The organism is Longimonas haloalkaliphila (assembly GCF_055379825.1).
In genome coordinates, this window is sequence record NZ_AP043948.1 from 651,233 (window position 1) to 663,451 (window position 12,219).

The window sequence follows — 12,219 nt, forward strand, 5'->3', positions numbered from 1 at the left end:
GCCCTGCGGGCTCGTGTCGGGTTTCTCCCCCTTGGCCAAGGGGGAGATGTCGGCAGACAGAGGGGGTTTGAGCAGATTGCGATGATGTAAACCACAGACAATCATTTAACATTGAACCGCTACCCTTTTGTGGATCCACTTAACATCTATAGGTACGTGCTTGCCCCGAACAGCAACGCGTGAGATTGCGTTGCCACCGCCTCCAATGACAGGGTGAGCAGGTAAGGTGAGGCGGCTTCCTGAATGCGCGCCATCTGAATGCGCGCCATCTGAATGCGCGCCATCTGAATGCGCGCCATCTGAATGCGCGCCACGTCCGAGTAGCCTGTGCCTCCAGATTGGCCGTATGCTCGCGATTTCCCCCCTTACCCACCCCCATCCCCCCTCGTCTACCTCAATGGCCTATCTTGACCTCTCTGCCTGGCCGCGCCAGGCGCACTTCGACTTCTACCGGGCCTTCGACATGCCCATGTTTACGGTCGATGTGCAGGTTGATGTGGCCCCCCTCAAAGCCTGGACCGACCGGCACGGGGCGTCCTTTTTTCTGGCCACGCTCTACCTCTCGCAGCGAGCGGTGCATGCCGTTGAGCCGTTTCGGTACCGGCTGCGCGCCGACCGCGTTTGGGTGCACGACACCGTGCAGGCCGGCGCCACCGTGCTCCGCGACGACGATACCTTTGCCTTCGCCTACTTCGACAACGCCCCCACCTTTGCCGATTTCCAGCGCGCCGGACGATCTGTTATTGAAGACGCACGTGCTTCGACCGGACTCGCCCCCCAGAGCGACCGCGACGATCTGATCCACTATTCGGTCTTGCCGTGGCTGCACTTCACGAGCATCCATAACCCGCGCAGTGGGGCCCCCTCAGACGCTATCCCCAAGATCGTATTCGGGCAGTACCGGTCTGATGGCAAGCGCCTCGTCATGCCCGTCTCCGTAACGGCCCACCACGGACTGATGGACGGGCTGCACGTGGGGCGTTACGTCGAGGCGCTGAGCACGTACTGCAGCAATCCTGCCGGTGCGCTTGCAGAATAGCAATGTAAAGCTGCGTGCCATACCCACCAGTCCCCGTGTACGGCGCGCCCTGTTAGGCGACAGCGTTAAGAAGGGTACGCTGCAATTCAACGATTGACCGATGACAGAGCAGTAGCACGCGATTCGTAAACCGAACGGTTCTTTGTTGGCTCTTGCCTGTCCCATCGGAGATGCCCATATTGAGCAGCGCTTTTTGTCTCCGATCAGCGGCGTATGTCAGCTATTCTGTGAAACTGAGCTGGGGCTATTCGATAAATACACCACGAGCCACACGTCTTTCCGCCTGCATATGTGTCATGTTTTGATGAAAATAGCACTGTGGCGTATCAGTTACGAAGAAGACGGCGAATCTATACAGGCGGTATAGCGTTGTTACATATGATTGAGTAAATATAACCCATTCTCTCTCTATACACGGCTCGCTCTTCTCCGCCTGCTTCCCCTGTACCCTATGCAAACTGACATGAACCCGACGTTCCCGCAAAGCGCACGGACCTTCCGCCTTGTACTCCTGCTTGCTGGCGTACTCCTGGCGATGCCGCAGATGGCCCTGGCCCAGAGCGCCTGGACCAGCCCTTTTGACCCGGCTCCCGAAGAAGAGCAGGAAGAAACGACCCCTTGGGGCGCACCCGGTGAAAACCCTACCTACAGCAATCCGTGGGCCAACGACGAGGCAGACGACAACTCTTGGGGCTACAACCCGTGGGACACCAGCTACGATGATCCGTGGGACACCTCGTCCGATCGTTCCGGCGGCTCCGACTGGTCAAGCGACTTCTACGACTTTGATGATGAGAATAGTGGCAGCAGTGGCGGCTCGGCAGACCGGGTGGGGGATGGGCCGACGACCATGGCAGAAGATGACGAGGACTGTTCAAGAAACTCTGATTGCGATTCAGGAATCTGCTGTACAGGAACTGAAACTTGTCAAAGTGGTGGCAATCCAACGGCTGCTTGCAGATCTAGTGGTGGTGGTGACAGTGACCCAATTGGAGACGACGAAGAAATTGATGATAATGGAAACGTAGTATGCACAAATCCGGATGACGATGCAGACTGTGATGATGATACACCTGTCGTCCCCGTTGACGGTGCTCTCCTCTATCTGGTCATAATCGGCGTTGCGTATGGCGCCTACAAGTTGCGTGGGCTGTAACCCCTGGCCTATAGTTGTCGCGACCCGTTTCAGACGACACGCGCATGTCCCCACCCGTGCGTGCTTCACATCCCCACCCACCGTTTTCAGTCCCATGCATTATTCCGCTAACAAAATTGCCCACGAACCCAACACGCACGATCGCTCGCGCGCAACATCCTCGTCGACACATATCCTGCTCATTGACCAGAACGACGAGCTCCGTGGATTCGTGCGGGCCTGTCTTACCGAGCACTGGCGCGTGAACGAAGTCACAGGGGTCCGCAGTGCGCTCCGGTGGCTCCGGAAAATGCCACAGCGCAACATCGCGATTGTAGGCACGCTCCCCAAGTCAGAAGCAGATGTGTTGGGAGAGGCCCTACGGTCTATGCACGCAACGCGAACACTTGTTTTAAGAGCTAAATCCGGCGTCCCCTCCTGGGCCGAGGCCGCGCTGCAGCATCCCTTTACCGCAACCGATCTGCGAGAGGCCGTGACGGTGCTTGAAGCGTGATCGCTTTTGAACCCGCACACAAGCCACCGGGTACGAAGCTACTCCGTCCGGTTCTATCCACACAACGGTTTGAGTATGGCTACGTCGTCCGATGCCCTTCGCTTTCTGGATCCGGTGGCCGTTTCGCAGTTGGGCACCATGGAGCTGCGTGCGCGGTTCATTGTGGAGGGGTTCATGACCGGGCTGCATCGCAGTCCGTATCACGGCTTTTCGGTCGAGTTTGCCGAGCACCGTCCGTATCACCCCGGCGACGAGTTGCGCCATGTGGATTGGAAGGTCTATGCCAAGACCGACCGCTACTACATTAAGCAGTACGAGGAGGAGACGAACCTGCGCCACTACGTAGTGCTCGACACCTCCGCTTCCATGCATTACAAGGGGCAGGCCGAGCTTAGCAAGCTGGAGTACGGCGCGTACCTGGCCGCCGGGCTGCATCATCTTATGCTGCAGCAGCGCGACGCCACTGGACTCATGGCGTTCGACGAAACCGTGCATACGGTGCGTCCGCCCAGCGCGGCGCCGAACCACCGGCGCACGCTCCTCAAAACGCTCGACGCCCTCACCCGTCGCGATGCGGCGGGCACCCAGACCAATGCCGCCAGCGCGCTCAACGAGGTGGCCGAGCGCATCGGACGGCGGTCGCTGGTGGTGGTTATCACCGATCTGTTTGAGAACGTAGGCGCGCACGACGACCTGCTGCAGGCGCTGCGGCGGCTGCGGCACCGGGGACACGAAGTGATCGTCTTTCACGTGCTGGAGGGCGCTACCGAGCGCCAGTTTCAGTTTCCAGATCGCCCCATGGTCTTCCGCGACGTGGAAACAGGCAACGAACAGATGGTGCATCCGGCGCAACTGCGCGAGCACTACACGGAGGCCGCCGCGCACTTCATGGAGCGCTTCCGTCGCGCCTGCCTGGAGCATAACATCGACTTCGCCACGCTCGACACGCAGACCTCCTACCGCGAGGCGCTGTTGGCGTATCTCAATAAGCGACAGCGGATATTGTAGCGCTGTGCTCCTGATTCCGGGCTGTGGAACCGCGCGATGTAAGCAAACCCATCGCTAAACACGGCCCCTCCCCCCACCACAAGTCATCCCGGGCGAAGCGGAGCCATAGCCGTGTAACGCCAAACCTGCTCCGAAAACTTTCGGGATCACTCATGTCCCCGGCGTACCATGCGATGAGAAAGCAAGGCGGTCCACCCGGTCCCCCCCCTCAGTCGCTGGCGCGACCGCTCCCCTCTCCAGGGGAGCGATTAGAGGCGATACCTTCCGTTCATCTCCCCCTTCGCCGAAGGGGGATTAAGGGGGATGTCTGGCTCCGACGATCTCGGCCCTATGACAATCACTTACCATTGAACCGCTACCTTGCTGACTTACTTAGGACCGCAGGGAGGACGTGCTCTTGGCGTGCCCAAATTAAGAAATCAAAACAGATGCTGTGGTAATTGTCAAGTGGTTTTGGAGTGGAATCAGGCTCTTACTTCCCCCCACCACAAGTCATCCCGGGCAAAGCGGAGCGAAGACCCGGGATCTCTGCCCGACTCAGGACCACCCCGCCCTTCGGGCACCCCTCCTTTCCGGCTGCGCCGGTAGGAGGGGACTCCGCAGCGTGGCGTTTCATGCTCCGAGGCAACGCTTCCCCCGCTACACGTCATCCTGACGCCGCAGGCGGAAGGATCTCAACGCCCCGTACACGCCTGGCATACACCTGCAGGCATAGCGTAGGGGGCTGCTTTGACGAAACGTAAAGATCGCGACGTCGGTCGCAAGCTCCCTCCTTGCGATGACAACCCTGAGAGAACCGTCCCCACCGTGTCATTGCGAGGACGAAGGACGACGCAATCTCATGCGGCCCTGTTCGGACCGGGCTGCCTCACAAAGGCATGCGGGCCCAACACGACCTTGCACGCGCAGGCCCCTGTCCACCAAGCAGGGGATGGCTCGGCGCCCGGCTTCTCCGCCCGCTCATCTTACTTCCCCCCACCACAAGTCATCCCGGGCAAAGCGGAGCGAAGACCCGGGATCTCTGCCCGACTCAGGACCACCCCGCCCTTCGGACCCCCCTCCTTTCTGGCTGCGCCGGCAGGAGGGGACTCCGCAGCGTGGCGTTTCATGCTCCGAGGCAACGCTTCCCCCGCTACACGTCATCCTGACGCCGCAGGCGGAAGGATCTCAACGCCCCGTACACGCCTGGCATACACCTGCAGGCATAGCGTAGGGGGCTGCTTTGACGAAACGTAAAGATCGCGACGTCGGTCGCAAGCTCCCTCCTTGCGATGACAACCCTGAGAGAACCGCCCCCACCGTGTCATTGCGAGGACGAAGGGCGACGCAATCTCATGCGTCGCTGTTCGGGGTAGGCTGCCTCACAAAGGCATGCGGGCCCAACACGACCTTGTACGCGCAGGGCCCCTGTCCACCAAGCAGGGGATGGTTCGGCGCCCGGCTTCTCCGCCCGCTCACCTTACTTCCCCTCACCACAAGTCATCCCGGGCGAAGCGGAGCGAAGACCTGGGATCTCTGCCCGACTCAGGACCACCCCGCCCTTCGGGCCCCCCTCCTTTCCGGCTGCGCCGGCAGGAGGGGACTCCGCAGCGTGGCGTTTCATGCTCCGAGGCACCCGCCACCACGCCATCCCGTTCAAGAGCCCCAGCGCAACACCGCCCCCGGTCCATTCGTAGGCACGCCGTCTCTGCGCGCATCCATTATCACCAACCCGCCTTTGTATCATGCACCTCACCGATCCCAACGCCTCCATCTACATTGCCGGACACCGTGGCATGGTCGGCAGTGCCATCTGGGAGGCCCTCGAATCTGCTGGATACACCAACCTGATCGGGCGCACCAGCAGCGAACTCGACCTGCGCAATCAGGCGGATACGAACGCGTTCTTTGAGACACATGCGCCCGACTTCGTCGTCGTGGCGGCGGCGCGCGTGGGTGGTATCCTCGCCAACGACCAGTACCCCGCCGACTTCCTCTACGACAACCTCGCCATTGAGGCGAACGTGATTCGGGCGGCGCAGCAGCAGGGCGTGGAGCGGCTCGTATTCCTCGGATCCACCTGCATCTACCCCAAGCACGCCCCCCAGCCGATGCCCGAAGACAGCCTGCTGACGGGGCCGCTCGAGCCGACGAATCAGTGGTATGCCATCGCCAAGATCGCCGGACACAAGCTATGCCAGGCCTTTCACCGGCAGCACGACAGCGACATGGTCACGCTGATGCCGACCAATCTCTACGGGCCCAACGACAACTTCGACCTGGAGACGAGCCATGTGCTTCCGGCGCTCATCCGTAAGTTTCACGAGGCCAGGGGCGCGGCCCCCGACGGCAGTGACGCACCGGTAACCCTCTGGGGCAGCGGCACGCCCAAGCGCGAGTTTCTGTATAGCCACGACCTGGCGGATGCGGTGCGCTTTGTGCTGGAAACGCCGGAAGGCGCCCTGCGCGAGGCGGCCTACGAGGGCATGCTAAACGTCGGCGTAGGAAAAGACCTCTCAATCAACGAGTTGGCTGCGGCTATTCAGAACGTGGTTGGCCACGACGGCCCTATCGAGCACGACCCCTCGAAGCCCGATGGTACGCCGCGTAAGCTGGTAGACACCACGCGCATGGACACGTTGGGCTGGTCGGCGGAAACAGATCTGCACGACGGCATCCAGAAAACATACGACTGGTACCGCGAACACGAAGAGGAATGGGTCGCCGCGTAGCTATTTTTCCATCCGGAGACGTGCCAGCGCCGCCGCTCGGAGCCCAAAATAAGAAATCAAAATAAGACACCAAAATAAGACACAAACATGGAGAGCGGCCTTTGCTCATCCTATCCGTTTCGGGGCTGCGCTACGGCAGTAGAAAAGAAACGGCGTATTCACCAGATCAGGCCCCGAGATAGAAATTTGTGCGCGGGATGCCTATCTTTCGCTATTCTTTGGAACGCCGAACCCTGAACGCGCGAAGGAGCCCGCTCTCAAAATATCTGACATTACAATCGAATATTTATGTACACCGACTACGTGCATTGGTGGAGTCCCCGTCTGGAGCGAACCATGGAGATCATGGTGTACGGGCACGCCGGTGCGCCTATCCTGGCGTTTCCGTCAAGCCAGGGGCGCTTTTACGAGTGGCGCGACTTCGGGATGGTCGATGCGCTCGCCCACCAGCTTCAGCACGGCCAGAACCAGCTCTTCTGCGTAGACGCGGTCGACGGAGAGAGCCTCTACAACCGGAGCGTAGACCCGTACGTGCGCATCAAACGGCATCAGCAGTATGAGCAGTATGTGCTGCACGAGGTGCTGCCTTTCATCTACGACCGGGCAACCTCCGACTTTGTGATTGCAGCCGGAGCCAGCTTTGGCGCTTACCATGCGGCCAATCTGGTGTGGAAGCAGCCTTGGTCGTTCGGAAAACTGATCGCGATGAGCGGCGCGTTCGACATCCGGTCATTTATGGATGGTTTTTATGATGAAAATGTGTATTTTAGCAACCCAGTTGATTACCTGCCGAATCTGGAGGACTGGGGGACGCTCGACGCCATTCGGAATACGCACATTATCCTGACCGCGGGTGAGCACGATCCATGTCGTGGCGCGAACGATCATATGAGCCACATATTGCACACAAAGGATATCGGGCACCACTACGAACGTGCCAACGGGTTTGGCCATGACTGGCCGTGGTGGCACGACCAGATGCGGCGCCACGTGTAGCGTAGGTTGGACCTCTCACGCCGCACTCCCCACGCCGCACTGTGGTAAGTCGGCCAGCAGAAATACACTTACAGGTAGTGGGTAGACGCTAAATGATAAGGCGATTGGATGCTGCAACTTTTTCTTTTTCGACCCTCCTCTCCCTTACTCCGCTTCGCTCCATCAGTCGCCCTACGGGCTCGTGTCGGGTTTCTCCTCCTTGGCCAAGGGGGAGATGTCCACAGGATCATGCCTGCTGAACGTCAAAGAGAGGATTCTGCTGCGCTCACCATAACGAGCTGTGTGGGGAACCATTGCAGGGGAATCATTGCCGGGGAATCATTGCCGGGGAATCATTGCAAAGGGAAGGTAGACCTGTACTCACACACAGCCCGAAAATCTACCCTTAGCAGCAGTACCGCGTTGAAGCGCTGGCTGTAACATCGCTTGCCAACTGCACGATCTTTTGAATTGAGTATCTTAGCCACACTATGAGCACGACCCATCACATCGGCATTCTTCGCGGAGAGGAGACCACCTTTCCGGATGCGCTTATTCCGTTCATCAACGAAAACTACGGCGACCAGAACGTGGAAGCGTCGTTCGTAGAGGTCGGGGCCGTCCGGATGGATGTCGCGCCCAAGTACGACGTTATCATCGACCGCATCTCGCACGAGGTGCCCTTCTATCGCTCGTACCTGAAGTGGGCCGCGCTGAAAGGCACGTACATCATCAACAACCCGTTCTGGTGGAGCGCCGACGACAAGTTCATCGACAATGTGATCGCCGAGTCGGTTGGCGTAGCCGTGCCGCGCAGCGTCATTCTGCCTCACAAAGAGCGTCCGCCAAATACGTCAGGTAAGAGCTTTCGCAACCTGGAGCACCCCATCAACTGGGACGATGTCTTTGAATACGTCGGCTTTCCGGCGTTTCTGAAGCCGTTCGACGGCGGCGGCTGGCGCGACGTAACGCGCGTGACGACGCCGGGCGAGTTTCACGCGGCGTACGACCAGTCGGGCGTTGACTGCATGATGCTGCAAGAGGGCATCGAGTTTGAGTCGTACTTCCGGTGCTACGGAATCGGACAGAAGAAGGCGCACATCATGCGGTACAACCCGTCGGTACCCATGCACGAGCGGTACTCGGCGGTATCGTCAGACCCAATCGAAGAGGGGCTTCGCAAAAAGCTGGAGCGCGACGTGCTGGCTATCTGCCGCACGCTGGGCTACGACATGAACACCGTTGAGCTGGCAGTGCGAGACGGCGTGCCGTACGCTATCGACTTCATGAATCCGGCCCCCGACGCCGACTACCACTCCGTAGGCCCCGAGAACTTCGCCTGGATGGTAGATGCGATGGCCGAGTTTGCCGTAGAGAAGGCCCTCGACGACCGTCCACCCAAGCAGTTTTCGACGCAGGGCGCGCTCTACCCGGGGGTGTCTGAATCGTAGGGCGTGCCTCATGCGTCGCCCTTCCCACTCGTTGTCCGTTCCTGTTGCTCCACCTACCCATGCGGCAGCACCTGCAGCCCGCCATCGACCACTACCACGCACTCATTGAGCGCGACCTGACTGCCGCCGAGAATCAGGTGGAGCAGCTTCGCATGCAGCAGCACGAGCGCCGTGCGCTGTTTGGAGGGCGGCCCATGGCCAACAGCCTGCGCCCCACGTTTCTGACGGAGGCGATGTATGCCGACGTACAAGACACGGTCTACCTGATCCGTCAAGCTATCCTTCGCATCGCGTCGACCTTCTTCAACGATGAAACGCTGCTGCGCGAGGAGCTCGGCATGGAGCCGTGGGAGATTGAGCTCGCTGCCCTCCCGACCCGCGTCATCCACCTGGCGGCCAACGCTCGCCTCGACGCGTTTCTGACCGAGCGCTCGTTTAAGTTCGTCGAGTTCAACGGCGAGAGTCCGGCCGGAATGGCCTACGTGAACGAGCTCGCGAAGATATACCGCGACTTGCCAATCTTTCAGACGTTCACCGAGCAGTTTCCGGTGCGCTTCGTGTCGCCGCTTCAGCACTCGGTGCAGGCATTCCTGCGCATCTACCACGACGAGTTCGATGGCGACAAGCTGCAGCCGACGTTTGCCATCGTAGACCGGCTGGAGGACGTGCCTACGACCCACGAGTTTGATCTGATCAAGACGTACCTGGAGCGGCTTGGTTATGGCTGCGTGGTAATCGATCCGCGTGAATTAGACTGCCGCGATGGCTGGATCTACGCGAATGGCACGAAGATTGACATCCTGTACCGGCGTCTCCTGATGAACGAGTTCTACGAGATCCGAGACGACTGCCAGCCGTATGTGGAGGGCTACCGCGCACAGAAGACCTGCTACCTGAACACGTTCCGCTCCAAGCTTGTCCACAAGAAGGCGATTTTTTCCTTCCTGACCGACGAGCAGTACACCAAGGTGCTCGACGCACCGCAGCGCCAGGCCATCCAGCAGCACATTCCATGGACGCGCCGGCTGCGCCCGCGTACCACGGAGTTTCGCGGGCTGACGATCGACCTGCTGGACTTTGCGCGTCAGAACCAGCGCTACTTTGTGATTAAGCCCAACGACGCGTACGGCGGGTCGGGCGTGACGCTCGGCTTCGCGTCTACGCCCTCGGAGTGGGACGCCGCTATCGAGGAAGGCGTTGAAGCGGGGCATGTCATCCAAGAAACAGTCGACATTCACCGTGAGCCGTTCCTCATGCAGACCGACAACGGCTGGGAGAAGGTGCCGTCGATTATTGATCTTGATCCGTACATTAACGGGCCGCTGATGGGCGGCTGCCTGACCCGCATCTCAGGATCGGATCTGGCCAACGTGACCGCGGGCGGCGGCACGCTTCCTATGTTCATTTTACGCAATACGTATCATGCAAACTCCTGATGCACGTCCCCTGCGCGTGGCGGTGCTCGATCTATACGATGGCGAGCCCAACCAGGGCATGCGCTGTATCCGCGACTTCCTGGAGAGCAACGCCGATCCTGCGCTATCGACCCCCATGACCTACGACATCTTCGACGTGCGCCAGCACGCCGAAGTACCAGGGCTGGGCTACGATGCATACATCTCTACCGGCGGGCCGGGCAGTCCGTGGGACGGACTCAACCAGCCCTGGGAGGCGGCCTATTTTAACTGGCTGGATGCGCTCTGCCGCCACAACATGACGGCGGCACCGAAAAAGCACGCGCTGTTTATCTGCCACTCGTTTCAGCTGCTCTGCCGCCACTTCGGCATCGGGGAGGTCACCGAGCGCCCGGCCCAGTCGTTCGGGATTTTTGAGGTGCACCGGCTTTCAGGGGGATTCGACGAGCCCCTCTTTGACGGACTGGATGATCCGTTCTACGCGGCGGACTTCCGGCGGTGGCAGGTCGTACAGCCGGATCATGAGCGCGTGGCCCAACTGGGGGCTAAACTGCTGGCCCGCGAGCAGCCCTACCCCGAGTATCCATACGAACGGGCCCTCATGGGCGTGCGCCTATCGCCCGAGATGGTCGGCCTGCAGTTTCATCCCGAAGCCGACCCCGAAGGCATGCTGGTCCATTTTCGCCGCCCCAAGCAGCGTAGCAAGGTTGTCAGCGCGTTCTCGGAAGCGCGGTACCAGCGCCTCATTGACCGGCTCGACGACAAACAGTACCTGACACCCGCCTACGAGACCATCATCCCGACGTTTTTGCGCCGCTCGGTAGCGGCTACATACCCGGCAGCGGTAGCATAGCACCGGCACAGCATCGCAGCCACGTCTTCTTCTTCCTGAACGCCCCCCTCCATGCCTATTGTCCCCCCGTCTCGCATCCTGTCATGGCACGAAGACCGCCTGCACGGACGCCTCCGCATGCGGCGGTTGCGCTCTCGGGCGCTTGGCATCTCCAAACCTTACTATGTCTATGAATCTCCCGGTCTGGCGGATACAGAGGCGCCGCCCGTGCTCTATGCCTTTCGCGGCCACGAGCGCGAATGGGTCAACATGCAGGAGGACGACTCGCGCAGCCACGCTACCGCCATCCAGGATATTGACACCTGCGTCGCGGAAGGACTGCTGCCACCGATGATCGTCGTGATGCCCGGACTGAACAGCGCCAACAACCATGTGCCCTCGCTTGGCATCAACATGGTCGGCACGTGGAAGCGTTCGATGCAAGGCCTCGGGAGCGGACAGTTCTGGACCTACTTGAATGAGGAACTGCTACCGTCTGTAGATGCCGACTACCCGCATCTCGCTGACAGTCCGCGTCTGATGGCCGGGTTTTCGCTCGGGGGATACACCGTGCATCTGCTGGCGATGAAGCGCCCTGGCTACTTTGCACATGCTGCGATGTACGACAGCCTCTTCATGTGGCCCGGGCACCGCGATCCACGCATCACGTCTAAGAACGCCTCAAAAAGCGCCCCAAAAAGCGCCTCAGAAAGCACTGCAACCGCCTGCACCGATCGCATCTGGGGCAAGGCTTCGATCTTCGATCCGGCACTCGGGAAGCCGCGCAGTCAAGACGCCATGCAGCGGTGGAATCCGACCGACATGCTTGCTGCGGCTTCGCCGTCGATGCTTCAGAAGCTACGCCGCACCACCTACTGGATTGCCTGCGCTCCCAGCGATGGCAACAAAGGCAACCTGCACCGCGGCCGTTTTCTGCTAAAGCGCTTTCGCGCCAACGACCTGCCGATCGGGTTCGATCGATCGGACCCCGTGTTTCACCCTGAGGCCGCCCACACCTGGCACTGGACCGATCGCTTCGTCGTGCGGTTTCTGCGCGAGGCGGTTGGCGACCGGAAGCATACAGGTTCTGAAGCTGCCGTTAAGGAATAGGGGGCGTTCTTGCACCGGGGGTACGTAGC

Annotated in this window: 11 protein-coding genes; 10 read left to right on the forward strand and 1 reads right to left on the reverse strand. The window is 60.2% G+C overall.

Annotation, left to right across the window (positions count from 1 at the left end):
• Positions 1-146 precede the first annotated feature (146 nt).
• Positions 147-314 (reverse strand): hypothetical protein, encoded by a 168-nt coding sequence (locus ACZ48V_RS02540; protein ID WP_464541293.1) that lies wholly within the window; start codon positions 312-314, stop codon positions 147-149.
• A 32-nt stretch (positions 315-346) separates the two neighbouring features.
• Between ACZ48V_RS02540 and ACZ48V_RS02545 the strand changes: the two genes are divergently transcribed.
• The 10 genes from ACZ48V_RS02545 (at position 347) to ACZ48V_RS02590 (ending at position 12,190) form a co-directional block, all read left to right on the forward strand.
• Positions 347-1,039, forward strand: coding sequence for a CatA-like O-acetyltransferase (locus tag ACZ48V_RS02545; RefSeq protein ID WP_464541295.1), 693 nt, complete (start codon positions 347-349; stop codon positions 1,037-1,039).
• Between the two features lie 451 nt (positions 1,040-1,490).
• The gene (locus ACZ48V_RS02550) at positions 1,491-2,195 is read left to right on the forward strand and encodes a hypothetical protein (protein ID WP_464541297.1); all 705 of its coding nucleotides are present in this window, start codon (positions 1,491-1,493) and stop codon (positions 2,193-2,195) included.
• 94 nt (positions 2,196-2,289) lie between these two features.
• On the forward strand, positions 2,290-2,688 hold the full coding sequence (locus ACZ48V_RS02555) for a hypothetical protein (protein ID WP_464541299.1): 399 nt from the start codon (positions 2,290-2,292) through the stop codon (positions 2,686-2,688).
• A 75-nt stretch (positions 2,689-2,763) separates the two neighbouring features.
• A complete protein-coding gene (locus ACZ48V_RS02560; protein ID WP_464541301.1) occupies positions 2,764-3,696 on the forward strand; it encodes a DUF58 domain-containing protein in 933 nt (310 codons plus the stop codon).
• 1,724 nt (positions 3,697-5,420) lie between these two features.
• A complete protein-coding gene (locus tag ACZ48V_RS02565) occupies positions 5,421-6,407 on the forward strand; it encodes a GDP-L-fucose synthase family protein (protein ID WP_464541303.1) in 987 nt (328 codons plus the stop codon).
• A gap of 288 nt (positions 6,408-6,695) precedes the next feature.
• Positions 6,696-7,403, forward strand: a complete 708-nt coding sequence (locus tag ACZ48V_RS02570; protein WP_464541305.1) for an esterase family protein — start codon at positions 6,696-6,698, stop codon at positions 7,401-7,403.
• A 470-nt stretch (positions 7,404-7,873) separates the two neighbouring features.
• Positions 7,874-8,833, forward strand: coding sequence for an ATP-grasp domain-containing protein (locus tag ACZ48V_RS02575; RefSeq protein ID WP_464541307.1), 960 nt, complete (start codon positions 7,874-7,876; stop codon positions 8,831-8,833).
• 59 nt (positions 8,834-8,892) lie between these two features.
• Positions 8,893-10,269 carry a hypothetical protein gene (locus ACZ48V_RS02580; protein WP_464541309.1) on the forward strand — a complete coding sequence of 459 codons (1,377 nt, stop codon included), beginning with the start codon at positions 8,893-8,895 and terminating at the stop codon, positions 10,267-10,269.
• Positions 10,256-11,101, forward strand: a complete 846-nt coding sequence (locus ACZ48V_RS02585; protein WP_464541311.1) for a type 1 glutamine amidotransferase — start codon at positions 10,256-10,258, stop codon at positions 11,099-11,101. Before ACZ48V_RS02580 ends, ACZ48V_RS02585 begins: the two co-directional genes overlap by 14 nt.
• A 51-nt stretch (positions 11,102-11,152) precedes the next feature.
• Complete coding sequence (locus ACZ48V_RS02590) at positions 11,153-12,190, forward strand: alpha/beta hydrolase (protein WP_464541313.1); 1,038 nt, start codon at positions 11,153-11,155, stop codon at positions 12,188-12,190.
• Positions 12,191-12,219 lie beyond the last annotated feature (29 nt).

What these genes read in the sequence shown, in the direction of transcription:
- ACZ48V_RS02545 (WP_464541295.1), top strand. Translation starts at nt 347, where the DNA reads ATGCTCGCGATTTCCCCCCTTACCCACCCCCATCCCCCCTCGTCTACC.
- ACZ48V_RS02550 (WP_464541297.1), top strand. Translation starts at nt 1,491, where the DNA reads ATGCAAACTGACATGAACCCGACGTTCCCGCAAAGCGCACGGACCTTC.
- ACZ48V_RS02555 (WP_464541299.1), top strand. Translation starts at nt 2,290, where the DNA reads ATGCATTATTCCGCTAACAAAATTGCCCACGAACCCAACACGCACGAT.
- ACZ48V_RS02560 (WP_464541301.1), top strand. Translation starts at nt 2,764, where the DNA reads ATGGCTACGTCGTCCGATGCCCTTCGCTTTCTGGATCCGGTGGCCGTT.
- ACZ48V_RS02565 (WP_464541303.1), top strand. Translation starts at nt 5,421, where the DNA reads ATGCACCTCACCGATCCCAACGCCTCCATCTACATTGCCGGACACCGT.
- ACZ48V_RS02570 (WP_464541305.1), top strand. Translation starts at nt 6,696, where the DNA reads ATGTACACCGACTACGTGCATTGGTGGAGTCCCCGTCTGGAGCGAACC.
- ACZ48V_RS02575 (WP_464541307.1), top strand. Translation starts at nt 7,874, where the DNA reads ATGAGCACGACCCATCACATCGGCATTCTTCGCGGAGAGGAGACCACC.
- ACZ48V_RS02580 (WP_464541309.1), top strand. Translation starts at nt 8,893, where the DNA reads ATGCGGCAGCACCTGCAGCCCGCCATCGACCACTACCACGCACTCATT.
- ACZ48V_RS02585 (WP_464541311.1), top strand. Translation starts at nt 10,256, where the DNA reads ATGCAAACTCCTGATGCACGTCCCCTGCGCGTGGCGGTGCTCGATCTA.
- ACZ48V_RS02590 (WP_464541313.1), top strand. Translation starts at nt 11,153, where the DNA reads ATGCCTATTGTCCCCCCGTCTCGCATCCTGTCATGGCACGAAGACCGC.